This window comes from Vibrio sp. YT-15 (genome assembly GCF_033337445.1).
GTDB lineage: Bacteria > Pseudomonadota > Gammaproteobacteria > Enterobacterales > Vibrionaceae > Vibrio > Vibrio alginolyticus.
In genome coordinates, this window is sequence record NZ_JAWOQR010000002.1 from 236,757 (window position 1) to 260,992 (window position 24,236).

Annotated in this window: 22 protein-coding genes; 17 read left to right on the plus strand and 5 right to left on the minus strand. The window is 43.9% G+C overall.

Annotated features, from left to right (window positions below; all coding sequences use genetic code 11):
- The first annotated feature begins 3 nt into the window (after positions 1-3).
- From plsX to R7D93_RS05255, 13 genes are all read left to right on the plus strand, one after another.
- A complete protein-coding gene (gene plsX, locus R7D93_RS05195; protein ID WP_053304235.1) occupies positions 4-1,029 on the plus strand; it encodes a phosphate acyltransferase PlsX in 1,026 nt (341 codons plus the stop codon).
- 5 nt (positions 1,030-1,034) lie between these two features.
- Positions 1,035-1,985, plus strand: a complete 951-nt coding sequence (locus R7D93_RS05200; RefSeq protein WP_017821385.1) for a beta-ketoacyl-ACP synthase III — start codon at positions 1,035-1,037, stop codon at positions 1,983-1,985.
- Positions 1,986-2,060: 75 nt separating this feature from the next.
- Positions 2,061-2,984, plus strand: coding sequence for an ACP S-malonyltransferase (gene fabD / locus R7D93_RS05205; RefSeq protein ID WP_213868090.1), 924 nt, complete (start codon positions 2,061-2,063; stop codon positions 2,982-2,984).
- 45 nt (positions 2,985-3,029) lie between these two features.
- Positions 3,030-3,764 carry a 3-oxoacyl-ACP reductase FabG gene (gene fabG, locus R7D93_RS05210; RefSeq protein WP_031781117.1) on the plus strand — a complete coding sequence of 245 codons (735 nt, stop codon included), beginning with the start codon at positions 3,030-3,032 and terminating at the stop codon, positions 3,762-3,764.
- A gap of 246 nt (positions 3,765-4,010) precedes the next feature.
- Positions 4,011-4,244: an acyl carrier protein gene (gene acpP / locus R7D93_RS05215; protein ID WP_004406112.1), complete on the plus strand. Its 234-nt coding sequence runs from the start codon at positions 4,011-4,013 to the stop codon at positions 4,242-4,244.
- A gap of 93 nt (positions 4,245-4,337) precedes the next feature.
- A complete protein-coding gene (fabF, locus tag R7D93_RS05220) occupies positions 4,338-5,588 on the plus strand; it encodes a beta-ketoacyl-ACP synthase II (protein ID WP_005372948.1) in 1,251 nt (416 codons plus the stop codon).
- Between the two features lie 107 nt (positions 5,589-5,695).
- Complete coding sequence (pabC, locus tag R7D93_RS05225) at positions 5,696-6,511, plus strand: aminodeoxychorismate lyase (protein WP_213868091.1); 816 nt, start codon at positions 5,696-5,698, stop codon at positions 6,509-6,511.
- Positions 6,508-7,524 (plus strand): endolytic transglycosylase MltG, encoded by a 1,017-nt coding sequence (mltG, locus tag R7D93_RS05230; protein WP_005387347.1) that lies wholly within the window; start codon positions 6,508-6,510, stop codon positions 7,522-7,524. The genes pabC and mltG overlap by 4 nt, the downstream gene beginning before the upstream one ends.
- Positions 7,521-8,153, plus strand: coding sequence for a dTMP kinase (gene tmk, locus R7D93_RS05235; protein WP_005387350.1), 633 nt, complete (start codon positions 7,521-7,523; stop codon positions 8,151-8,153). Before mltG ends, tmk begins: the two co-directional genes overlap by 4 nt.
- A 24-nt stretch (positions 8,154-8,177) precedes the next feature.
- A complete protein-coding gene (locus tag R7D93_RS05240) occupies positions 8,178-9,140 on the plus strand; it encodes a DNA polymerase III subunit delta' (protein ID WP_213868092.1) in 963 nt (320 codons plus the stop codon).
- Positions 9,131-9,898 carry a TatD family hydrolase gene (locus tag R7D93_RS05245; protein ID WP_213868093.1) on the plus strand — a complete coding sequence of 256 codons (768 nt, stop codon included), beginning with the start codon at positions 9,131-9,133 and terminating at the stop codon, positions 9,896-9,898. The genes R7D93_RS05240 and R7D93_RS05245 overlap by 10 nt, the downstream gene beginning before the upstream one ends.
- A 444-nt stretch (positions 9,899-10,342) precedes the next feature.
- The gene (ptsG, locus tag R7D93_RS05250) at positions 10,343-11,773 is read left to right on the plus strand and encodes a PTS glucose transporter subunit IIBC (RefSeq protein ID WP_005372959.1); all 1,431 of its coding nucleotides are present in this window, start codon (positions 10,343-10,345) and stop codon (positions 11,771-11,773) included.
- A 212-nt stretch (positions 11,774-11,985) separates the two neighbouring features.
- Positions 11,986-12,387 (plus strand): hypothetical protein, encoded by a 402-nt coding sequence (locus R7D93_RS05255; RefSeq protein ID WP_005372960.1) that lies wholly within the window; start codon positions 11,986-11,988, stop codon positions 12,385-12,387.
- A 68-nt stretch (positions 12,388-12,455) separates the two neighbouring features.
- On the opposite strand, the gene R7D93_RS05260 is transcribed toward R7D93_RS05255, so the two are convergent.
- The 3 genes from R7D93_RS05260 to R7D93_RS05270 form a co-directional block, all read right to left on the minus strand.
- On the minus strand, positions 12,456-12,551 hold the full coding sequence (locus tag R7D93_RS05260) for a MetS family NSS transporter small subunit (RefSeq protein WP_005372963.1): 96 nt from the start codon (positions 12,549-12,551) through the stop codon (positions 12,456-12,458).
- Positions 12,548-14,014 carry a sodium-dependent transporter gene (locus tag R7D93_RS05265; protein ID WP_005372966.1) on the minus strand — a complete coding sequence of 489 codons (1,467 nt, stop codon included), beginning with the start codon at positions 14,012-14,014 and terminating at the stop codon, positions 12,548-12,550. The genes R7D93_RS05260 and R7D93_RS05265 overlap by 4 nt, the downstream gene beginning before the upstream one ends.
- Before the next feature lie 569 nt (positions 14,015-14,583).
- Positions 14,584-15,174, minus strand: a complete 591-nt coding sequence (locus R7D93_RS05270; RefSeq protein ID WP_047103413.1) for an outer membrane protein — start codon at positions 15,172-15,174, stop codon at positions 14,584-14,586.
- 127 nt (positions 15,175-15,301) lie between these two features.
- Here R7D93_RS05270 and R7D93_RS05275 point away from each other — a divergent pair, with 127 nt between their 5' ends.
- On the plus strand, positions 15,302-15,394 hold the full coding sequence (locus R7D93_RS05275) for a YnhF family membrane protein (RefSeq protein ID WP_005372970.1): 93 nt from the start codon (positions 15,302-15,304) through the stop codon (positions 15,392-15,394).
- Between the two features lie 44 nt (positions 15,395-15,438).
- On the plus strand, positions 15,439-16,590 hold the full coding sequence (locus tag R7D93_RS05280) for a patatin family protein (RefSeq protein WP_005385837.1): 1,152 nt from the start codon (positions 15,439-15,441) through the stop codon (positions 16,588-16,590).
- 107 nt (positions 16,591-16,697) lie between these two features.
- On the opposite strand, the gene pyk is transcribed toward R7D93_RS05280, so the two are convergent.
- On the minus strand, positions 16,698-18,140 hold the full coding sequence (gene pyk / locus R7D93_RS05285) for a pyruvate kinase (RefSeq protein WP_225495414.1): 1,443 nt from the start codon (positions 18,138-18,140) through the stop codon (positions 16,698-16,700).
- Positions 18,141-18,550: 410 nt separating this feature from the next.
- On the opposite strand from pyk, the gene R7D93_RS05290 reads away from it, so the two are divergent.
- Entirely contained in the window at positions 18,551-19,768 is a 1,218-nt protein-coding gene (locus tag R7D93_RS05290) for an ROK family protein (RefSeq protein ID WP_005385828.1), read from the plus strand.
- Positions 19,769-20,133: 365 nt separating this feature from the next.
- Complete coding sequence (locus R7D93_RS05295) at positions 20,134-21,087, plus strand: chemotaxis protein CheV (protein WP_005372976.1); 954 nt, start codon at positions 20,134-20,136, stop codon at positions 21,085-21,087.
- A 74-nt stretch (positions 21,088-21,161) separates the two neighbouring features.
- On the opposite strand, the gene R7D93_RS05300 is transcribed toward R7D93_RS05295, so the two are convergent.
- Positions 21,162-24,236, minus strand: coding sequence for an error-prone DNA polymerase (locus R7D93_RS05300; protein ID WP_225495413.1), 3,075 nt, complete (start codon positions 24,234-24,236; stop codon positions 21,162-21,164).

Consider the following 24,236-nt stretch of genomic DNA (forward strand, 5'->3'; position numbering starts at 1 on the left):
CCTTTGCAAAGTATTACCGTTGCACTTGATGCAATGGGCGGGGATTTCGGTCCACGCGTAACAGTGCCTGCCGCCGTGCAGGCACTGTCTCATTTCCCAGAGCTAAAAGTGATTCTTATTGGTGATCAATCTCTGATCACGTCTCAATTATCTCAACTCGGTACCTCGACCAGTTCCCGCTTGACTATTCTTCACAGCGAGAAAGTTATCTCGAACTCAGAAAAACCTTCATTGGCGTTACGTAATAGCCAAAATAGTTCTATGCGTATAGCTATCGATTTGGTTTCTGAGCAGAAAGCGGATGCTTGTGTTAGTGGTGGCAACACCGGTGCATTAATGGCACTATCGCGTTTCATTCTTAAGTTACTTCCTGGCATTGAACGTCCTGCTTTAGTTTCCGCTTTACCGACGATTACCGGAAAGCGTACTTGGATGCTAGATCTGGGGGCGAATGTATCGTGCGATGCTGATAGCTTGTTCCAATTTGCTGTAATGGGCAGTGCATTAGCTGAAGAACACTTGGGTCGTCCTCCTCGCGTTGCTGTACTCAATATTGGCGCAGAAGAGATTAAAGGTAACGATTTAGTCAAACGTTGCGCAGAAATGCTTTCTCAGACCGATGCGATTAACTTTGTCGGTTATATCGAAGGTAATCAAATTTTGCATGATGTTGCGGACGTCATTGTTTGTGATGGATTTGTCGGCAACGTATGCTTAAAAGCCAGTGAGGGAACAGCTCAACTTTTTATCGAAAAAATTAAAACCAGCATAATGGCATCAACGATAAAGGGTTGGATAGCTAGAAAGTTGTTTTCTAGGCTGTTTAATGAACTAAAAACACTGAACCCCGACCAGTATAACGGCGCAAGTTTGCTAGGATTGCGCGGCATTGTCATAAAAAGCCATGGAAGTGCGGATGTATCTGCGATTGTCAATGCACTTGGCGAGGCAGTACACGAGGTCAAACGACAAGTACCAAGCCGTATTAGCGATCGTTTGGAAGCGGTTTTACTCGAGAGGCATTATTAGTCTTCATGTATAGCAAAATTTTAGGTACTGGCAGCTACCTGCCATCTCAGGTGCGTACAAACGCAGATCTAGAGAAAATGGTAGATACAAGTGATGAGTGGATCGTTGCTCGCACGGGTATTAAAGAGCGTCGAATTGCTGCAGAAAACGAAACTGTAGCAGACATGGCATTCTACGCAGCTGAAAACGCTATCGATATGGCGGGTATTGATAAAAACGATATCGACCTGATTATCGTAGCCACAACGAGCAGTAGCCATACTTTCCCTTCATCTGCGTGTCAGGTGCAGGCAAAGCTTGGCATTAAAGGTTGTCCAGCTTTTGACTTAGCCGCTGCTTGTTCTGGTTTTGTGTACGCATTATCTGTTGCAGACCAACATATCAAATCTGGTATGTGCAAAAACGTACTTGTGATTGGTTCAGATGCTTTGTCTAAAACGTGTGATCCGACAGACCGTTCAACCATCATCCTATTTGGTGATGGTGCCGGAGCCGTTGTCGTAGGCGCTAGCCAAGAGCCTGGCATTATCTCTACCCACATATACTCGGATGGTCAATTCGGAGAGCTTCTAAGCCTACCTGTACCTGTGCGGGGGCAAGATGCGGATAAATGGCTTCATATGGCTGGGAACGAAGTATTCAAAGTCGCTGTCACTCAGCTATCGAAACTAGTAAAAGATACGCTTGAAGCCAACAACATGCATAAGTCTGAACTAGACTGGCTAGTGCCGCACCAAGCGAACTACCGCATTATTTCAGCGACAGCGAAGAAACTTTCGATGTCACTAGACCAAGTCGTGATTACACTTGATAAACACGGCAACACATCAGCTGCTACTGTGCCAACAGCACTAGATGAAGCGGTACGTGATGGTCGTATTAAACGCGGTCAAACTCTGCTTCTTGAAGCGTTTGGCGGCGGATTCACTTGGGGCTCGGCCCTTGTGAAGTTCTAAGTTTCACAAGAATTCAAAATTTAAGGTGCACTTGGTGCATCTTATTTCTTTTTACTTTGCTTAAAGGAAAACAACATGAGCAAGTTTGCTATCGTATTTCCAGGTCAAGGTTCTCAAGCTGTAGGTATGCTTGCAGAACTAGGCGAACAATATGACGTAGTAAAACAAACATTTGCAGAAGCATCTGACGCACTAGGTTACGATCTATGGGCGCTTGTTCAAAATGGACCTGCAGAAGATTTAAACGAGACTTTCCGTACTCAACCAGCTTTGCTAGCTTCATCTGTTGCAATCTGGCGTGTATGGCAGGAACTTGGCTTAGAGCAACCAGCCAACCTAGCTGGTCACAGCCTAGGTGAGTACTCAGCACTTGTATGTGCGGGTGTTATTGACTTTAAAGAAGCCATCAAGCTGGTTGAATTACGTGGTCAACTTATGCAAGAAGCAGTACCAGCTGGTACTGGCGCAATGTTCGCGATTATCGGTTTGGCTGATGATGCGATTGCAAAAGCGTGTGAAGACGCAGCGCAAGGCGAAGTGGTCTCTCCAGTAAACTTTAACTCGCCTGGCCAAGTCGTTATCGCTGGTAGCAAAGACGCAGTAGAGCGAGCTGGTGCGCTATGTAAAGAAGCTGGTGCGAAGCGTGCGCTTCCTCTTCCTGTTTCAGTACCTTCACACTGTGCACTTATGAAGCCAGCAGCGGAAAAACTTGCTGTAGCTCTTGAGTCTATCGAATTTAACTCACCACAGCTGCCAGTTATCAACAACGTTGATGTGGTTGCTGAGACAGATCCTGCAAAAATCAAAGATGCGCTTGTTCGTCAGCTACATAGCCCAGTTCGTTGGACTGAAACAGTTGAACTGATGCACGAACAAGGCGTAGAAAATCTTCTTGAGCTTGGCCCTGGTAAAGTTTTAACAGGTCTAACAAAACGTATCGTGAAAACGCTAACTGCAGCAGCAGTGAATGATATCGCATCGCTAGACGCTGCGAAGTAATCCATCAAGCGATAAATTTGCGATAAGAAAAGGAAACACAACATGATGAATCTAGAAGGTAAGATCGCGCTAGTTACCGGCGCAAGCCGTGGTATTGGCCGCGCGATCGCGGAACTTCTTGTCGAGCGAGGTGCTACGGTTATCGGTACTGCTACTTCTGAAAGTGGTGCGGCTGCTATCAGCGAGTATCTTGGTGATAACGGTAAAGGCTTAGCGCTTAACGTGACTGATGTCGAGTCTATCGAAGCGACATTAAAAACGATCAACGAAGAATTTGGTGTGATCGATATTCTGGTGAATAACGCTGGTATTACTCGTGACAACCTATTGATGCGCATGAAAGATGATGAGTGGAACGACATCATCGATACCAACCTAACGCCTATCTACCGCATGTCTAAAGCGGTTTTACGCGGTATGATGAAAAAACGTGCGGGTCGTATCATCAACGTAGGCTCTGTTGTTGGTACCATGGGTAATGCTGGTCAAACTAACTACGCAGCAGCGAAAGCGGGCGTGATTGGTTTTACTAAATCAATGGCTCGTGAAGTTGCGTCTCGTGGTGTAACAGTGAACACTGTTGCTCCTGGTTTCATCGAAACTGACATGACTAAGGCGCTAAATGATGACCAACGTGCGGCAACTTTGTCGAACGTGCCAGCAGGTCGTTTAGGTGACCCACGTGAAATTGCATCAGCAGTAGTTTTCCTTGCTTCTCCTGAAGCAGCGTACATTACTGGTGAAACTTTGCATGTAAATGGTGGCATGTACATGGTTTAATGCGACAGTTTATGCAAAATAAGCTATTTTACATTGTGAAAAATAGCCTATAGTTGCAGTTAACTGTCATGAACTTGTCATGCTTATGCGCAAGATTTGTGCATGATTTAAGTCAAAAATGTATTGAAATTCGGTTAAATTCGCTAATTTTGTGGTTTGACCAGCAAGGACCCCCTTGCAACTTTCAATAGTTCGAATAAACTACGGAATCATCGCATTAGGCGAAATCTGTAAAGGAAAAGAAAAATGAGCAACATCGAAGAACGCGTAAAGAAAATCATTGTTGAACAGCTAGGTGTAGACGAAGCAGAAGTTAAAAACGAAGCTTCTTTCGTTGACGATCTAGGTGCTGATTCTCTAGACACTGTAGAACTAGTTATGGCTCTAGAAGAGGAATTCGACACTGAGATTCCTGACGAAGAAGCTGAGAAGATCACTACTGTTCAAGCTGCAATCGACTACGTAAACAGCGCTCAGTAATTAGCTCTCCCAGGCGGTCTCCTAGACCGCCTGTGTTCTTTCTAACTTCTTCTATCCTCTCATAGAAATATTCAATTCCCGGAGAATTATATCGTGTCCAAGCGTCGTGTAGTTGTCACTGGCATGGGTATGTTGTCACCGGTAGGCAACACAGTAGAATCATCTTGGAAAGCCCTGCTAGAAGGTCAAAGTGGTATCGTAAATATCGAGCACTTTGATACTACGAACTTCTCAACTCGTTTTGCAGGTCTTGTTAAAGATTTCGATTGCACAGAGTACATGTCTAAAAAAGATGCTCGTAAGATGGACCTTTTCATCCAGTACGGCATTGCAGCGGGTATTCAAGCTCTTGATAACTCTGGCTTACAAATTACCGAAGAAAATGCGGCTCGAGTTGGTGTTGCTATCGGCTCAGGCATTGGCGGTCTTGACCTTATCGAAACTGGCCATACTGCATTAGTAGACAAAGGCCCTCGCAAAGTTAGCCCATTTTTTGTTCCTTCGACCATTGTAAACATGGTTGCAGGTAACCTATCTATCATGCGTGGTCTTCGTGGTCCAAATATCGCGATTTCTACCGCATGTACTACTGGCCTGCATAATATCGGCCATGCAGCACGTATGATTGCCTACGGCGATGCAGATGCGATGGTTGCTGGTGGTGCAGAAAAAGCTTCTACGCCTCTTGGCATGGCTGGCTTTGGTGCAGCTAAAGCGCTATCTACTCGTAATGAAGAGCCTCAAAAAGCGTCTCGCCCATGGGATAAAGGCCGTGATGGTTTTGTTCTAGGTGATGGTGCTGGCATGATGGTGCTTGAAGAGTACGAACACGCAAAAGCACGTGGCGCGAAGATTTACGCAGAACTGGTTGGTTTTGGTATGTCTGGTGATGCTTACCACATGACATCTCCAAGCGAAGACGGCTCTGGTGGTGCACTTGCGATGGAAGCGGCGATGCGTGACGCTAACATCACAGGTACTCAAGTAGGTTATGTGAATGCTCACGGTACTTCTACTCCAGCTGGTGATGTTGCAGAAATCAAAGGCGTGAAACGTGCTCTTGGTGAAGAAGGTGCGAAGCAAGTTCTTGTGTCTTCAACTAAGTCGATGACGGGTCACCTATTAGGTGCTGCTGGCTCTGTTGAAGCAATTATCACGGTTATGTCTTTGGTTGACCAAATTGTTCCGCCAACCATTAACCTTGATGATCCAGAAGAAGGCCTAGACATCGACCTTGTGCCGCATACAGCGCGCAAAGTTGAAGGTATGGAGTACGCTATCTGTAACTCGTTTGGCTTTGGTGGTACAAACGGTTCTTTGATCTTCAAGAAGTTCGCTGAGTAACACTATCTAACCTAATTTAGATAAGCGAAACTTGTATTCTAACGGCTCGATGCTTAGCATTGAGCCGTTTTGTTTTATTTGTTGTCTGCTAATTTGAAGGTACGTGAATGTTTTGGGTAAATGGAGTTCCGCAAACGCATATAGAGCTAGGTGATCGCTCATTCCAATACGGTGATGGAGGCTTTACCACCATCCTGACCCAAAATGGAGAGTTGGTTTACTGGCAAGAACATACTGAGCGCATGAGTGCTTGCCTTGACGCTTTGAAGATCTCTTCACCTGACTGGAAAGTTGTGCATGATTGGGCAAGCAAAGCGGTTTTATCTGACGCACGAGCGGGGGTGAAAATTCACGTTAGCCGCGGTATTGGTGGGCGAGGGTATAGCCCTAATGGGATTGAAGGCCCTATCGTGACGATTTCCAATTTTGCGTTTCCTTCTCATTATTCATCTTGGCAAGAACAAGGTGTGGACTTGGGCGTTTGTAATACTCGTCTAGGGATTCAACCTTTACTTGCTGGACATAAGCATAACAACCGTTTAGAGCAGATTCTCGCCAAGGCTGAAATCGACAATACAGAGTTTGCAGATGCAATAACGTTAAATGTGCAAAACCATGTCATTGAAACTACAATGGCCAACCTTTTTTGGGTTAAAGGTAATAAAGTATTTACGCCGGAGCTGACCTTATCAGGCGTTACGGGCGTAATGCGTCGTAAGGTGCTTGAGTTACTTAAAGTAAGTCATATTGAAGTCATCGAGGGGCGTTTTATACTTCCAGATTTGCTGAGTGCTGACGAGGCTTTCATGTGTAACTCAATATTAGGTGTCGCACCTATTAGCAGCATAGTGACATCGAACTCTAAGACTATATTTCCGATAGGAAAATTGACTCAACGACTGCAAGGGAATTTAACTACGTGATTAAAAAACTGTTGGCTTTTGTTGTGCTGATCGCAGTGATAGGCGCAGCAGCTGTTTTTTATATAATTTCACAGGCTAAACAATACGTTGAAAAGCCTATTCTATTGGAACAACCTCAGCTGTTTACTGTAGAAAGTGGTACAAGCTTTCATCATGTCATGCGCGCCTTAGTTGAAGATGAGGTGATTGAAACATCGGAGTACATCCGTTTAATTCCTCACTTATATCCAGAATTGTTGCAGGTGCGAGCGGGTACTTACCAACTTGAGCCTGGTATGTCGCTTTCGCAAACATTGGAGCATCTGAATACTGGAAAAGAATACCAGTTTGCGATCACTTTTGTTGAAGGCAGCCGCTTTTCTGAATGGGTAGATCAACTAAAAAGTGCTCCTTATTTAAAGCATGATTTAACCGATCTTTCAGAAAAAGAAATGGCTGCGAAGCTCGGAATTGAGAGAGAAAAGCTAGAAGGGTTGTTTTTAGCAGAAACCTACCATTACACAGCGGGTGCGAGTGAAAGCCAGTTATTAAAACGAGCGCATCGAAAACTCAATAAAATACTGGATGCTAGCTGGGAAGCTCGTCAAGAAAAGCTGCCATTACAGGACAAATATGAAGCCTTGATTCTCGCGTCTATCATCGAGAAAGAGACGGCTATTGATTCTGAGCGTGAGCGCGTCGCTTCTGTGTTTATCAACCGATTGAACAAACGCATGCGGTTACAAACTGATCCGACAGTTATTTATGGTATGGGTGACGCCTACGATGGCAACATTCGTAAGAAAGATTTGCGTACGCCGACACCATATAACACCTATACCATCAATGGTTTGCCACCAACACCGATTGCGATGGCTGGTAAAGCTTCCATTGAAGCGGCTTTGAATCCAGAAAGCAGCAACTATTTATATTTTGTAGCAAGTGGAAAGGGCGGACATGTATTTTCGAAATCCCTTGCTGAGCACAACCGTGCTGTTCGTGCCTATTTAAGAGAACTAAGAAAGAACAAATGATGAAAGCAAACTTTATTGTCGTTGAAGGCCTAGAAGGCGCGGGTAAAAGCACTGCGATTAAAACCGTTTTAGATACGCTAAAAGCGGCCGGTATTGAGGATATCGTAAATACCCGTGAGCCAGGAGGCACACCGCTAGCAGAAAAAATGCGCGCTCTGGTGAAAGAAGAGCACGAAGGCGAAGAACTTAAGGACATGACGGAGTTGCTTCTTCTGTACGCTGCACGTGTTCAGTTGGTTGAGAACGTGATCAAACCAGCTTTGGAAAACGGTCAGTGGGTGGTTGGTGACCGACACGATATGTCGTCGCAAGCTTATCAAGGTGGTGGCCGTCAGATTGACGCATCGTTAATGAAAAATCTCCGGGATACAACGCTTGGTGATTTTAAACCTGCTCTCACTCTCTATATGGATATTGACCCTCGTGTTGGGCTTGAGCGTGCACGTGGGCGTGGTGAGTTAGATCGTATAGAGAAGATGGATATTAGTTTCTTCGAGCGTACACGTGAGCGTTATTTGGAGATTGCTCATGCCGATCCTTCCATCGTTATCATTAACGCAGAACAGACGATTGAAGGCGTGTCGCGTGATATTCGGGACGCTCTAAACGAGTGGCTAGCTCGTCAATAAGTGAAACGTAAATTTAGGTGACTCATGTTAAATGATTATCCATGGCTACAGCCAATATGGGATAACCTCAAAGTAGGGTTAGAGTCTGACAGAATACCAGGTGCGCTTTTATTACAAAGCGAGCAGGGCTTGGGCATCGAAAAACTTATCGAGTTTTTTAGCCAAGCACTTCTTTGCCAAAATTACGCGAGTGAAGCATGCGGTTTTTGTCATAGCTGCCAGCTAAATCAATCTCAAAACCACCCTGATTTACACTGGATCAAGCCAGAGAAAGAAGGAAAGGCGATAACGGTGGACCAAATTCGCGCTTGTAACCGTCTTGCTAAGGAATCATCTCAGCTTAATGGTTACCGCCTATTTATAATAGAACCGGCGGACTCTATGAACGAGTCGGCATCGAATGCGCTGTTAAAGACGCTAGAAGAGCCTGGGGCAAAGTGCTTGTTTTTGCTCGTTACCCTCAATCAGGAGCGTCTGCTCCCAACGATTCGTAGCCGTTGCCAACACTGGGTTGTTGCGCCTCCGTCAGCGGAACAAGCAATGCAATGGATGCACGAACAAGGGGCGAAGCAAGTTCCTGCTTATGCCTTAAAACTGAATATGGGCTCTCCAATAAAAACATTGGATGCGTTAAATAATGGCGATCTCGAAGCTTACTTGGCTTTTGAACTCAGTTTTATTAAGGCAATGTCTTCGCCTGTTTCAGACGTTTCTGAGTGTGCTTCTTTAATCGCTAAACACCCAGAGCAATCACTAGACTGGGCATGGTATTTACTGACAGATGCTCAGAAAGCGCAGTTTGGTGTATCAGAAGCTCAAATGCTTCCGGGCGCGACAAAGTTTCAACCGGACAACTATAACGGTTTGTACTCTTCAGCGAAGGCGCTGATGAACCTGAAAGCTCAGGTGCAAGCCTTTCCTGGCCTGAATCTTGAGCTACTATCAATGAATTGGTTAATTGAATCACGAGAGGCATTATGTTCGTAGATTCTCATTGTCATTTAGACAAATTGAATTACGACGATCTCCACATCAATGTGGAAGACGTTATTAACAAAGCTAAACAAGCAAACGTAACTGAGCTACTTTCTGTTGGAGTAACGCTGGATTCTTTCCCGAAAATGATGGAAATGATCGAGCCTTATGACAATGTTTATGCTTCGTGCGGTGTGCACCCACTTGATGTTGAAAGCGACTTTTCGATGGACGTATTGCGCCACCATGCGTCGAATGCAAAAGTCGTCGCTATTGGCGAAACGGGTTTAGATTATCATTACAAGCCCGAAACGGCCGCGTTACAGAAAGAGCGCTTTGAGCAACACGTTGATCTTGCAGTGGAGCTCAACAAACCTTTAATTATCCATACCAGAAACGCACGTGCGGATACTCTAGATATTTTGCGTAAGGATGGGGCAGAGAAATGTGGTGGTGTTATCCATTGTTTTACAGAAGATCTTCCATTTGCTGAAGCTGCACTGGAGCTGGGGTTTTATATTTCTATCTCGGGGATTGTTACTTTCCGTCAAGCTACAGAGTTAAAAGAAGTGGTGAAGACTCTACCTTTAGAGAAGCTTCTTATTGAGACAGATTCTCCTTACTTGGCTCCTGTCCCTCATCGTGGCAAAGAGAATCAACCCGCTTACGTTGTCGAAGTCGCTTCTTATATTGCGCAACTCAAATCGTGCTCTCTTTCTGAAGTGGCACAAAAAACTACCGAAAACTTCCGAAATCTTTTTTTGCGATGAAAAAATAATAAGAGCATAAAAAAGGAGCTTAGGCTCCTTTTTTGTTGATAAAAACAACAGATACGCTCACGAGTTTAATGTTTACTAAAAATGTTGATTTAATAACATTCAAAAATCACAAATGTAATTTTGTTACTAAAAATAACATTGAGGCGTATTTTATTTACGCCTTAAAATTAATTATATAAATAATTAATTCTTTATAAAACAGTAATATAAGTGCAATGCAAACCTTTTCATCGGCTGTTTTTGGGTGTGATCCAAGACTTGTTTTGAAACTAAATTTCGTAACTGTGTGGAAAGTTTGAGGGTCATCAATATATATTTAGAGCCGGAAAATATAATGCAGTTGTGGTTACATTTTCATTGGGTGCTAACCTTTAGGCTACGGGGGTGTGCCGTTAGTGCCCAAATAATACTTATAAATTTATCAGGAGCATAAACATGTTTAAGAACCTTTTTGCTAACCTGCAAAAAGTTGGTAAGGCTCTGATGCTTCCAGTATCAGTTTTACCAGTTGCAGGTATTTTATTAGGTGTGGGTGCTGCCCATCTAAGCTTTATTCCAGAGATCGTTTCTAATCTTATGGAACAAGCTGGTGGTTCAGTATTCGGCCAAATGGCACTTCTATTTGCAGTAGGTGTAGCGCTAGGCTTCACTAACAACGACGGTGTTGCAGGTCTTGCAGCTATCGTTGGTTACGGCATCATGACGGCAACGCTAGGTGTAATGGCGGGCGTTATGGGTGTTGAGAAAATCGATACAGGTGTACTAGGTGGTATCCTTGTCGGTGGTGTGGCTGCTTGGGCATTCAACCGTTTCTTCAAAATCCAACTTCCAGAGTACCTTGGCTTCTTCGCTGGTAAGCGCGCAGTGCCAATCATCACTGGTTTTGCTGCGATCATCCTAGGTGTTATCCTTTCTGTTATCTGGCCACCAATTGGCGGTGCAATTTCTGCATTCTCTGATTGGGCTGCACACCAAAACCCACAGCTAGCATTCGGTATCTACGGTGTTGTTGAGCGTTCTCTAATCCCATTCGGTCTACACCACGTATGGAACGTACCGTTCTTCTTCGAAGCAGGTTCTTGTGTTAACGCTGCCGGTGAAGCTCAAAATGGTGTACTAACTTGTTACCTAGTTGCTGATGAAGCATCTCGTGCTGCTGGTAATGGCTTCGGTCAGCTAGCGGGTGGTTACATGTTCAAGATGTTCGGTCTACCAGCTGCAGCAATCGCAATTGCTCATTGTGCTAAACCAGAAAACCGTGCAAAAGTAATGGGTATCATGGCGTCAGCTGCACTGACTTCATTCCTAACTGGTATTACTGAGCCAATCGAATTCTCATTCTTATTCGTTGCTCCACTACTATACGGTATCCACGCTCTACTAGCTGGTTCTGCATACATCGTTTCGAACACTCTAGGCTTTGTACACGGTACTTCTTTCTCTCACGGTCTGATCGACTTCCTAGTTCTATCTGGTAACGCTCAGAAGATGGTGCTAATGATTGCCGTTGGTCTAGTTTACGCAGTAATTTACTACGTAGTGTTCCGTGGTGTAATCACAGCGCTTGACCTAAAAACACCTGGCCGTGAAGATGAAACGGAAAGTGCAGCTGTAACTTCTGGCTCTGATATGGGCGGTGAACTGGTTGCAGCGTTTGGCGGTAAAGCTAACATTACTGGTCTAGATGCATGTATCACACGTCTACGTGTAGCAGTTGCAGATACAGCAGCTGTTGACCAAGACAAGCTAAAACAACTAGGCGCTGCTGGTGTTGTAGTTGTAGCTGGTGGTGTACAGGCTATCTTCGGTACTAAGTCTGATAACCTAAAAACTGAAATGGATGAGTGGATTCGTAACCACGGTTAATCGCAATCATTCATAGTAATGCATAAAAGGAGGCTTCGGCCTCCTTTTTTAGTTCCTATTTTATTAACTGACAGTTCCTTTTTAGTGTGATCCTAAACTCATCTTTACTTTTGTCAGCTTTTTCATACATCGAGCTTACCCATCGTTGACATATTGATACGCCATTATGTTTGAATAGCGAATAATGTTTTTTTGAATAATTGATAACGTGTATGAAGAACAAATTCATTTTAGTTTTGGGACTAGTTTCTAGTACGGCAATGGCGGCAAGCGAACCAACGGATCTATCAGTTGGTATGGCTGTCGATCAACAATTAAGTGTTGTTGTAGAGTTAGATAACAAATATCGTGGCATTATCGGAAACGATGGTATGGCGTTTGATTACATCGCTAAGCGTGGAACATTCGATCAAAACATGCCTGTGACTTGGTATGTCGGCGTTGGTGGCTGGTATGAATGGGATGACGAGTTTGGTGTGAGAGTACCACTTGGTGTGAACTGGGATTTATCACGCGGCTGGGACCTTTATGGTCAAATACACCCAGAGCTAGATCTTTACAAAGGTGCTGACTTGCAACTTGGCGGCGCCGTTGGCATCAAGTACAGTTTCTAGAATTGAACTAATGTATGTATAAAAAAACGCCGGTAACTACCGGCGTTTTTTATGTGGAACTTAACGTTCTATTGTTTATCCATGGCTCGCTTGATGCAAACGGCAGCGCCGCCCCAAGTGATACCTAAACCAATAACCATCATAATAATTGCGCTGATTGTCATTTTGCTGTCTCCTTGCGGTTCACTGCGTTGATCACTAGACCAAAGATAAAGAGTGCGGCGATAAGTGCCCAGCCTAAAGTTAGATCATAGCCACCGTAGCCTTCAGTAATTAGGGCGTATAGCTTGGTCGCTAAGATAATGGCGAGCATGATTGGTGTAACGAAGCGTAAGCAGATCTCGAACCATTGACCAACAGAGAAATCAGAGCGCTCGTTAACGTAATTACGTACTTCTGGCACGCGCTTCAATAGCCACGCCATCAAGACAATCTCAACCAGACCACCAACCATGATGCCAACGTTGTTTGCAAAGTGGTCTACTAGATCGAGTAGCAGCAGACCGCCATTGGTAGCAAACGCCATAGAGACAACGAAGCCAATACCAATCACAACATTTGCAGCTTTTTTACGGCTCCACTTCAGCTTGTCGATAATGGCTGAAGTTACGGCTTCCATAATTGAAATATGCGAACTTAGACCAGCAACCACCAGTGCAAAGAAGAACAGTGGACCAAGAATATATGGGGCAGGTAGTAGGTTAATTGCCGCAGGTAAAGTAACAAAAGCCAAGCCAACGCCTGCAGATACCACCTCTGTTAACGGCTTACCTTGCTCTTGAGCCATGTAACCCAATACTGAGAAGATCATGATGCCAGCTAGGATCGAGAAGCCACAGTTGATCAACACGGTCATAAACGCGTTATTCGTTATGTCCGACTTTTCTGGTAGGTAGCTAGAGTAAGCTAGCATGATGGCGAAGCCGATACTTAGCGTAAAGAAGATCTGACCATATGCCGCTGCCCATACTTTCACATCCCAAATTTTGCTGAAATCGGGTTCGAACATGTAGTTCACGCCATCTAGAGCTCCTGGCAAGAAAATCATACGTCCGATTAAGAAAATCACCATCAAGAATAGGATTGGCATCATAATTTTAGATGCTCGTTCAATTCCTGATTTCACGCCTTTGGCAATAGCGGTGTAAGTAATTGCCCAAGCAATTACCATGGATAAAGCAATCTTCCATTGAATACTGCCTAAGTCTGTTGGTGAGTTGTCACCTAGCTTTAGGTATTCACTAAAGAAAAATGCGTTGGTATCGGTTCCCCAACCTTGAGTGAACGACAACCCAAAGTAAGAAATCGACCAACCGATAACAGCCACATAGTAAACGGCAATAACTGCAGCCACACCAACTTGGAACCAGCCAAGCCATTCAAATTTAGAATGAATTTTCGCAAGTGTTTTTGGTGCCGAGCCTCGGTATTTTTGTCCCATACTGAACTCAAGGATCATAAATGGAATACCGGCAGTGATCATGGCAAAAATGTAAGGAATAAAAAATGCGCCGCCACCGTTTTCATAGGCCATGTATGGGAAACGCCAAATGTTTCCCAAACCGATAGCAGACCCAACTGCTGCTAAGATGAATCCCGCCCGGGATCCCCATTGTTCTCGCTTCATATTTGACTCCTATAAGACTCCCTGAGGAATGAAGCTCTCTACGTAACACAGTAATAATTGCGCCAACAGTTGGAAGAAAGGACCGCTGTTATCCATCAGCTTTTCTATCCTTAATTCTAACTTCTTATAATTTTATAGAGCTATATTCTGGCTACTGTAAGAGAAAGTAGATTATTAATCTTAAAATTTTGATGTGTGTTTGATAAAACTGAAATATTTATCTGTTTTCACTGATCAGACTAACTTCTAATAATACTTAGCGCAATAGAATCTAAATGTTAATTCAGATGCGTTGTCTGGTTTTAATCTTGTTAAATTTGAGTTTGATTGTGGTTTTGTGTGGGTGGGTGGTTGTTTGTCTGGAATAAATGACTGGGATCTAATAATTGCTTTGGTATTTAAGACTATTTTGATTAATTAGGGCGTACGGCTATCTTTTGTGCACCTATCTAGATGATGCTTCGTTACTTTGCCAAACAATGGTGTTTAGACGATATCCTTTATCGGCTCTGTGCAGGACTCGTTCAGCGTTCTTTGTGACGAGCCCTACAGAGGAACATGCATAAAAATTAGAAGCGGAAACTAAAACCAACATTTGATTGGAATTGGTTCATCCAATCAGTATCGAACTTAATGATACAGTTTGAGCCGTCATTAGGTAGATTACAGGCGCCAGATGTATCGTTATCAACGACCGTTCCTAACCATCTCAGTTGGGCTGTTAATGCAAAGTTCTTTGAAAATTCATATTCCAGCCCTGCAAAAGCGCTAGCCGAAAATCCGTATTTTTTGTCTACCCAATCCACATCGGCATAAGAAGCGCCCAAACCTACACCGATATAGGTTTGCCAATTTTCTGCGACAGGATAGTACATGCTGCTTTGGAAGTGCAGATAATGGATATCTGCTGAGTTGGACAGCTTTTCAAGTTCCGTCGATTGATTGGAGTAAAACAATCCGATCCTTCCTTTTTCTAAGGGAGTCTCGACTGAAAGAGCGTAGTTCACTGCGGGGTCGAGATCGTATGTATTACCACTTTCATCCTCTACTTGGCCGCCTCCTGTATAGCCTATGTATGGTGTAACGATGATATTCGCTTGTGCATTGATAGCAGTACTCATCATCATGATTCCTACTAGCCAGCTGAGTTTTTGGTTCATGCCCTATCTCCTTATTATGACTAAGCTAATTGTGATGGGTTAGTCAAAATTGCGCGACTAAATTAAGCAAATCTTGAACATATTTCACACCGGTGTTATTAATTTGTTACATATTAAGGAGGTGTTTATGGAACACGATCTAAAATCCGCATTAATCATTGTGGTGACTGTTTTTGCAGTGCTTTTGTCATTTGGCATCATTGCTATTACAACAGCTTAAGATAACCACTTTTACCAAACGTTTTAACAAAATGGCGTGAGCCTATGATACGTAACAGCGGTATAATCACAGAAAGCCATGCAGAGCTTGATGTAAAAGTTTATGAGCACTTTAGGCATGGTAAAACTGCTTTAGTCACGCAAGGTGGAGGGCAGAGAGGGATTTTTACCGCTGGCGTTTTAGACGCCTTTTTACTTTCCAACTTCGATCCTTTCGATGAATTCTATGGCACCTCTGCCGGAGCACTTAACTTATGTTCTTACTTGTGTCGTCAACATGGCATGGGCAAAGCTTTTATTACCGAGCTAACAACGTCTCCTGAATTTTTTAATCTGTTTCGCTATATCCGAAAGCAGCAGTACTTAGGTTTAGAGTGGGCATTAGAACGGATTCAAGATTTCCCATACAAGCTTGACCTTGATTTAGGTCGCACTGCATTGGGAAAACGAGGGGCGTTTGCTGCGGTAACGAATATAGAGACGCTATCAGATCAATATCTACCAATCTTGGATGACTCGTGGTTTAACACTATGCTAGCGACATGTGCGATTCCCAAGTTGTACCACGGACCTGTCGACGTAAATGGCAATAAGTTTGTTGATGGCGGCGTGTCTGCCTCTATCCCTGTTCAAGAAGCGTGGCGTCAGAATGCTCGCAACATTATTGTCATTCGCACAGAGCCGTTTTCAGAGATTGAAGCGAGAGCCCAAAGTGAAGTGGGGGATGTGCCTGTCGAATGGTATCGAGAGTCTATCAACTCAGTACAGCAATCATGGCAGCAAAAAGTGAATCAGTGGAAGCTGGATTGGGCGTCGTTCTTCCAACAAAAAATTAATGCAGCACATCAATCGAAGCTTGCAGGGAAAATGCTGTTAAATGGAGGTCGTTGGTTGTTCGGTGCCGATAACTTGTATCGTTTAAGTCATCTGATTGGTGAGAATTTTGATTCAGGTTTAGCCGACATGCTGATGATTCATTATCAAACATTTGAGCTCACTCAGGCCTTTATATCTGCTCCACCTGACGACACTTTTATTTTACAAGTTGCGCCTAAAGAGGGACTTCGTTCTTCTTCTTTGTTAAGTGACCAAGAGTCACTAGAGCATGACTATCAACTTGGGCTTCAAGCTGGGTTTAACCTAGTTCAACTCTATGACCAGCTGGATGTTGAAATTGATGGTAGAGAGAGTGCATAAACCTTCTTACGTTCACGATGTGCGCAATATACAAAGCATATAAGTAAGGCTCCATTTTCGGAGCCTTATTTGCGGTTCTTGTGGTTAATTCCAGTTAGGTATAACGACTACGCTTGTAGAATGCGCATGCAGTTGGTTGAGCCAACAACATCCATTACATCGCCTTGAGTAATAATGACTAAATCACCTTTGTGCAAGAACCCTTGCTCTTTAAGGCTAGTAATCGCTGCTTGAGCCGTTGGTAAACCCGCATCACTTTTTGACTCGAAATATACAGGTGTCACGCCTCGGTATAATGCTGCTCGATTTAGTGTCGATTCATTCCGTGATAAGGCAAATATTGGCAAGCCAGAGCTTAAGCGAGACATCATCAACGCAGTCCTGCCGGACTCAGTTAACGAGATCATCGCTTTAATTCCTTCCATGTGATTCGCAGAGTACATGGTTGCCATTGCGATGGTTTCTTCAGCGGTTTCGAAGGTTCTATCTAAGCGATAGGTTGATAGACTTGCCTCCGACATTTTTTCTGCCCCCACACATACTTCGGCCATGGATTTGACCGTTTCTACAGGATATTTACCTGCAGCAGTCTCTCCAGACAGCATCACCGCGTCAGTGCCGTCTAGAACCGCATTGGCTACATCCATCACTTCAGCACGCGTTGGCATTGGGCTAGTAATCATGGATTCCATCATTTGTGTCGCAGTAATCACGATACGGTTTAAACTGCGTGCGCGGCGAATCAGTTTTTTCTGGACACCAATGAGCTCAGGGTCACCGATTTCTACACCAAGGTCACCACGTGCAACCATCACCACATCGGATGCGAGAATAATGTCGTCAATAGACTCATTGGTCGCGACGGTTTCTGCTCGTTCGACTTTAGCCACTAACATGGCTTCAAGGCCTGCATCTCTGGCTAAGCGTCGAGCGTAATGCATGTCTTCGCCGTTACGCGGGAATGAAATAGCAAGGTAGTCTACTTGAATTGCTGCGGCGGTAAGAATGTCGGCTTTATCTTTTTCTGTGAGCGCATCGGCTGACAATCCGCCGCCTTTTTTGTTGATCCCTTTATTGTTGGACAGTGGACCACCGACAATCACACGGGTATGAACTTTATTACCCTCTACTTTGGTAACTTGCAGCTGAACGCGTCCATCATCGAGTAATAAAATGTCATTTGGTGAAACATCTTGCGGTAGTTCTTTATAATCTAACCCTACAGATTCTTGATTGCCTTCACCTTTTGGTAAATCACTATCTAATGTGAATTTATCGCCCACATTCAAAATGACTTGGCCGTCTTTAAACGTTGATACACGGATTTTAGGGCCTTGTAAATCACCAAGAATTGCAACCTGACGCCCAAGTCTTGCTGCAATGGTACGGACTTTTTTCGCACGTTGAATGTGGTCTTCACTGGTTCCATGTGAAAAATTCATACGAACAACGTTTGCACCGGCTTTGATGATCTCCTCAAGTATATTGTCCTTATCCGTTGAAGGACCCAGCGTAGTGACAATTTTTGTTCGTCTTAGTTTGGAAGTCATAGATTCTCCGATGAATGTGTGTGTACAGGTAACTTGAACTCTATCCTTACTTTACGCAATCGCTCTCAAGGTTAGCCTCGTTGCTGAGCCCACACCTTAAAGCTACTTGAATATAAGTATATGCACAGAATGTTTACATTAAGAGTAACCCCGGTAAAACAGACAGATATTCGACAGGCAATGGCCTTATTGATAAAAATGCGCTGCTTTAAAGGCACTACTTCATAATTTAGTGAATAAAAATAAGTTATTTTTCAAACAATTTAACAGGAGTAGATTCTTCGTTATTTGATTGAATACACAAACAAACAGGTTTATACGTGATGCTTGTCACGGGGATTTATTAATTCACTTCACAATTAGTTCGCAAAGTAAAAAAATTGTCCCGTTATAGAATTTCGGAGTGCAAGATGTACATGGCTCAACCGGGCCATATTGATCATATCAAACAGGTCAATGCTGGTCGTGTATATAAACTAATTGACCTAAAAGGTCCTATTTCTCGAATTGATTTGTCCAAGCAGAGTGAGCTTGCTCCTGCTAGTATCACCAAAATCACTCGGGAATTAATTGAAGCGCACTTGATTCATGAAACGACAGTACAAGAAGCGACGAGCCGTGGTCGACCTGCTGTCGGTTTGCAGGTCAATAATGAAGGCTGGCAATTTTTGTCAATGCGTTTGGGGCGAGGTTATTTAACCATTGCTTTGCATGAGTTAGGCGGTGATGTACTGATCGATACTAAAATAGAGATACACGAGCTTGATCAAGACGATGTGCTTGAGCGCCTGCTTTACGAAATTGATGAATTTTTTCAGACTTACGCGGATCAACTTGATCGGGTTACCAGTATTGCCCTTACGCTGCCTGGTCTCGTGAACTCAGAGCAAGGTGTCGTTTTGCAGATGCCTCATTACAATGTCGAAAATCTTGCTCTTGGACCAGAGATATACAAAGCAACAGGCTTGCCAGTTTTCATTGCCAATGACACGCGAGCTTGGGCATTAGCAGAAAAGCTTTTTGGTCATTCTCAAGATAATGACAACTCCGTTCTAATCTCTATCCACCACGGTTTAGGTGCGGGCATCATTCTGGATGGGCGCGTTTTGCAAGGCCGTCACGGTAACATTGGTGAACTTGGGCATATTCAAATTGACCCAAATGGAAAACGTTGTCATTGCGGCAATATTGGCTGTTTGGAAACCGTTGCCAGTTCTCAAGCAATTCGTGAAGAAGTCGTAAGACGAATCGCTGATGGCGAAGACTCTATTCTTGCTAAACAAGAAGAAATGAGTATTGAGAGCATTTGTGAAGCCGCTGCAAACGGTGATCCTTTGGCCGTCGATGTGATTGAAAAACTTGGACGCTACTTAGGCTCTGCAATTGCTATTGTGATCAACTTATTTAACCCTGAGAAAATCTTGATCGGTGGTGTGATTAACCAAGCAAAAGATGTGCTTTATCCTGCGGTTCGTCGCTGTATCGAAGAGCAGAGTTTACCGGTTTATCACCAAGATCTTGAGCTGGTGGAGTCTCGTTTCTATAAGCAAGCCACAATGCCTGGTGCCGCGTTGATCAAGCAAGCGTTGTACGATGGTCAGTTATTGATGAAGGTTGTGGAAGGCTAATTGCTTCAAATATGATTAAGTGTTTAGGTGTCGAGCCTATACATTTTTTAGATGATTTAGGGTGAGGCTTAACAGCTCACCCTTTTTGATCGCCTATTACTAGAAGGTGAATTTGAGTTGTGCTGCATTGCTATATCTGCGCCATTCATGTAATTTCCTAAAAAGCTCAAGTAAATAAACAAAATGGCTTTCAATGTGCTGCGTGACTTTGCGTCTGATGCAAAGAGAAGTAATACGCTAAAACTGTTGTACTTTAAAGCTGTGCTCGAAAAGCCAAATATTTTAAGGTTATTTGGTTATATAACCTTGCTGTGTCTGTACTGATTTCGAGTAAAATAAGAATTATCCATAATTTAGGTAGTAGTATGTCCGGAGTGTTAAATACGGTTGACCAGCGTACAAACTTGGTTGGTGAAAATCGACTAGAGCTTCTGCTGTTCACTTTAAATAGTCGCCAATTATTTGCGATTAATGTGTTCAAAGTGAAAGAGGTCATCAAGCTTCCACCGTTAACCAAGCTCCCTGGATCGCACTACAATATTCGTGGGGTTGCTTCTCTACGAGGTGAAGCGGTACCAGTGATTGATTTACGAGGCGCAATTGGTTTTCCTGCTTTACGTGGTGAAGCGGAAGAAGAAAATTTGATCGTGACAGAGTACAACCGCACGGTGCAGGGCTTCTTAGTCGGTCCGGTTAAAAACATTATTAATACGGCATGGACTGAAATTCAGCCGCCTCCTTCCACGTCTGGTCGCTCGAATTACCTCACGGCTATCACGCAAATCAAAGAGGGGGATGCCTCTCAAATTGTCGAAATTATTGACGTTGAAAAAGTTTTAGCAGAGATCGTGCATTACGACGTGACTATTTCGGAGGACATTCTCGATCAAGAACTGGCCCAAGCAATGGTCGGGCGTAATGTTCTGATTGTGGATGATTCCTCTACAGCTCGTAATCAAGTTCGCGATACGCTTTCTCAATTGGGTATGAATATCATCGAGTGTCGTGACGGGCTAGAAGCGTTAACGGTTTTAAAACGTTGGTGTGATGAAGGTAAAGATGTAGAAAAAGAGCTGTTGATGATGATTACGGATGCTGAAATGCCTGAAATGGACGGTTATAAACTGACCCATGAAGTGCGCCAAGATCCACGTATGTCTAAGTTGTTTATCACATTGAACACTTCTCTGAGCGGTAGTTTTAATGAAGCCATGGTACAAAAAGTAGGCTGTGATCGCTTTATATCTAAATTCCAACCGGATCTGCTGGTTGAAGTTGCTCAAGACCGATTACGCCAGATGCTTTCTAAAAGTGCATGATTAGATCTAGTGAAATCAGAGGGAGCGCACCTCTCTCTCTGATTTTTAACACCTCTCTCCTTAATTCCTCTGTACTAGTGGAAATCCCGAGATTTACTTTGTAGATTGTTCAAGTAGTGCGTGCAATCAATCAACTTACCAGCAATGACGTGCGTGACTTCTCCCTCTCTTTCAAGAATGCCTTTCACCATTAATACTTTAGCGCCTAAATACGCTTGCTTTTGGGCTCGTGCTGTAGCTTGCCAAACGACCACATTAATGTTGCCCGTGTCATCTTCTAACGTAAAAAATGTCACGCCAGCGGCGGTGCCTGGAGATTGTCTTCCTGTTACCACACCTACCACTGTGACCAGTGACTTATGCGGTTTCTCTGTCAGTTGCCTCATGCGGGTAAAGTGAGGGAGTTTGCCCGTTTCTTCTAATAATTTAATTGGATGGCGGCTAAGAGATAGTCCCGTGCTTGCGTAATCCTCAATTAAATTTTCATATTCAGAGGGTTGAGTCTGGTAGCTAACATTGGGTTCTTCGACCTTGTGAAACAATGGTAGGTCAGATAAGGAATCCATTGCTGCCCAGCGAGCGTTATAACGATTTCCCGACAAGGCCTGAAATGCATTGGCTGAAGCCAATAATTCAATGTCACTTCGGCTTCTTAATATCTGCTTTACTTCTTGAATCGTTCGGTAACCATTAAGTGGTTTGCGCTCAATAAGCCTTTGTGCGCTTTCTGCGTTAAAGCCTTTCACCAAGCGAAAACCAAGTTGCACGCCGAGCCTGCCATTCGGACGTGAGACGAGATGATGCTGATATTTTGAATGATTGACGCACACCGGCAATACTTCAACGCCATGCCGGCGAGCATCTTGTACTAATTGCGATGGGCTATAAAATCCCATTGGTTGGCTGTTCAATAATGCAGTGTAAAATTCGGCTGGGTAATAATATTTTAACCATGCAGAACAATATGCCAGCACTGCGAAAGACGCTGAATGACTTTCAGGGAAGCCGTACTCACCAAAGCCGCAAATCTGATCGAAAATTCGCTCAGCAAACGCTAAGTCATAGCCTCTCTCTTGCATACCATTGATCAGTTTTGGTCTGAATTTAGCGAGATCGCCATTCTTTTTCCATGATGCCATCGCTCGACGGAGTTGATCGGCCTCGCCGCCGCTAAACCCTGCGGCTACCATGGCTAGCTTGATGACTTGCTCTTGGAAAATAGGGACGCCCATAGTCCGCTCAAGAACGCTTTTTACTTCTTCCGATGGATAACTGACAGGCTCTTTGTGATCACGCCGTTTTAAAAAAGGATGCACCATATCACCCTGAATAGGGCCTGGACGAACAATTGCAATTTGAATCACTAAGTCGTAATAACAAGCAGGCTTTAGGCGAGGAAGCATGCTCATTTGTGCACGAGATTCAATTTGGAATACGCCTATCGTGTCGGCTTTTTGGATCATGCGGTACACGTGTGGATCATCTTGTCGGCGAGTGATCTCGGAAATCGAGAGGGATCGCTGGTGATGTTTCTCGACCAGTTGAAAGCACTTTTTGATGGCGTTTAACATGCCGAGTGCGAGTACATCGACTTTTAGTAGCTTCAAGCTTTCTAAATCGTCTTTATCCCATTGAATGATAGTGCGATCTTCCATCGAGGCATTTTCAACAGGTACTAACTCATATAAAGGGCCAGATGAAATTACAAATCCACCTACGTGCTGAGATAAATGGCGTGGGAAGCCAATGATCTCGTTGACCAATTGGATGAACTGCTGCCCTTTGAGAGATTCTGGTTGTAAGCCCAGTTCAATAATTTGAGCTTGCCAGCCTTGGCTGCGATCTCGGCGATTAACGTTCTTAATGAAAAAATCCAATTGGGTCTCTTCAATCCCTAGTGCTTTACCGACTTCACGCACGGCACTTTTAAAGCGATAGCTGATCACTGTTGCAGCAAGTGCTGCACGCTCACGGCCATATTTTTTGTAAATATACTGGATAACTTCTTCACGGCGCTCGTGTTCAAAGTCCACATCAATATCCGGCGGTTCCTTACGTTCTTTACTGATAAATCGTTCGAATAAGACAGCGATTTGTAGAGGATCGACGGCGGTAATTTCCAGGCAATAACACACCACAGAGTTTGCAGCGGAACCTCGCCCTTGGTAAAGAATGCCTTGCTGTTTCGCGAACATTACAATGTCGTGAATAGTAAGGAAGTAGTAGTGGTATTTCAGCTCTTGAATAAGCGCCAGTTCATTCTCGATGGTTTGATTGACTTCTGCTGGCACACCTTTAGGAAAACGCAGCTTTTTACCACGTTCGACCAACATACGTAAGTAAGAGTCGGGTGTGTAACCATCTGGGATCAGCTCGGTAGGATATTCGTATTTTAAATCGGAGAGCTTAAACTCGCATAAATCGGCGATGTAAGTACTTTCTTCCAGCCATTCTGGTTTGTAAATCCGAATCAACTTTTTAAAAGGACGAAGCGCTCGCTCTGTATTCGAAATACGATCAAAACCGAGTTTATCGACGCTACACCCATGCTTTATAGCAGTAAGTACATGCTGTAATGGCAAGCGTTCAACATCATGCATGAGAACGCCTCCGCAGGCAGTTATAGGTAATTGAAATTCATGTGCTAACTGCTCGCAGTGCGCAATGTATTCAGTATCGTTGTTACTCAAATGGCGCTGAATCGCTACCCACAAACGATTAGCGTGGTGTTGATTGAGCCAGCGCCCCCAATAGTGATCACTCTCTTGATGTGTGGGCAGCCACAATACCAAACAATGTCGAACCGACATCAAATCCCATTCGAACAGTTGATAGTTGCCTTTTTCACTGCGTCTCCTTGCGTTTGTGATGATACGACACAACTCGGCATAAGCCTTGCGACAAGGGCAAAGCAGTACGATTTGGCATTCATCATTTAACCAAAACATACTTCCAACGATTTGTTTGATATCGAGTTTATGTTGTTCGATGGTCGCATGGGCTTTGACAACGCCCGCGACTGAACATTCATCCGTTATAGCTAGAGCTTGATAGCGATAGAAAGCAGCTTGGAGTACCAGCTCTTCTGCATGAGAAGCCCCAGTCAAAAAAGAGAAGTTAGACTGACAAAATAGTTCCGCGTAACTCAT

What these genes read in the sequence shown, in the direction of transcription:
- R7D93_RS05260 (WP_005372963.1), bottom strand. Translation starts at nt 12,551, where the DNA reads ATGACAATCAGCGCAATTATTATGATGGTTATTGGTTTAGGTATCACT.
- fabG (WP_031781117.1), top strand. Translation starts at nt 3,030, where the DNA reads ATGAATCTAGAAGGTAAGATCGCGCTAGTTACCGGCGCAAGCCGTGGT.
- acpP (WP_004406112.1), top strand. Translation starts at nt 4,011, where the DNA reads ATGAGCAACATCGAAGAACGCGTAAAGAAAATCATTGTTGAACAGCTA.
- R7D93_RS05200 (WP_017821385.1), top strand. Translation starts at nt 1,035, where the DNA reads ATGTATAGCAAAATTTTAGGTACTGGCAGCTACCTGCCATCTCAGGTG.
- R7D93_RS05290 (WP_005385828.1), top strand. Translation starts at nt 18,551, where the DNA reads ATGTACATGGCTCAACCGGGCCATATTGATCATATCAAACAGGTCAAT.
- R7D93_RS05280 (WP_005385837.1), top strand. Translation starts at nt 15,439, where the DNA reads ATGATACGTAACAGCGGTATAATCACAGAAAGCCATGCAGAGCTTGAT.
- R7D93_RS05275 (WP_005372970.1), top strand. Translation starts at nt 15,302, where the DNA reads ATGGAACACGATCTAAAATCCGCATTAATCATTGTGGTGACTGTTTTT.
- pyk (WP_225495414.1), bottom strand. Translation starts at nt 18,140, where the DNA reads ATGACTTCCAAACTAAGACGAACAAAAATTGTCACTACGCTGGGTCCT.
- fabD (WP_213868090.1), top strand. Translation starts at nt 2,061, where the DNA reads ATGAGCAAGTTTGCTATCGTATTTCCAGGTCAAGGTTCTCAAGCTGTA.
- R7D93_RS05265 (WP_005372966.1), bottom strand. Translation starts at nt 14,014, where the DNA reads ATGAAGCGAGAACAATGGGGATCCCGGGCGGGATTCATCTTAGCAGCA.
- R7D93_RS05295 (WP_005372976.1), top strand. Translation starts at nt 20,134, where the DNA reads ATGTCCGGAGTGTTAAATACGGTTGACCAGCGTACAAACTTGGTTGGT.
- R7D93_RS05270 (WP_047103413.1), bottom strand. Translation starts at nt 15,174, where the DNA reads ATGAACCAAAAACTCAGCTGGCTAGTAGGAATCATGATGATGAGTACT.
- tmk (WP_005387350.1), top strand. Translation starts at nt 7,521, where the DNA reads ATGATGAAAGCAAACTTTATTGTCGTTGAAGGCCTAGAAGGCGCGGGT.
- R7D93_RS05245 (WP_213868093.1), top strand. Translation starts at nt 9,131, where the DNA reads ATGTTCGTAGATTCTCATTGTCATTTAGACAAATTGAATTACGACGAT.
- ptsG (WP_005372959.1), top strand. Translation starts at nt 10,343, where the DNA reads ATGTTTAAGAACCTTTTTGCTAACCTGCAAAAAGTTGGTAAGGCTCTG.
- pabC (WP_213868091.1), top strand. Translation starts at nt 5,696, where the DNA reads ATGTTTTGGGTAAATGGAGTTCCGCAAACGCATATAGAGCTAGGTGAT.
- R7D93_RS05300 (WP_225495413.1), bottom strand. Translation starts at nt 24,236, where the DNA reads ATGAGTTACGCGGAACTATTTTGTCAGTCTAACTTCTCTTTTTTGACT.
- R7D93_RS05240 (WP_213868092.1), top strand. Translation starts at nt 8,178, where the DNA reads ATGTTAAATGATTATCCATGGCTACAGCCAATATGGGATAACCTCAAA.
- R7D93_RS05255 (WP_005372960.1), top strand. Translation starts at nt 11,986, where the DNA reads ATGAAGAACAAATTCATTTTAGTTTTGGGACTAGTTTCTAGTACGGCA.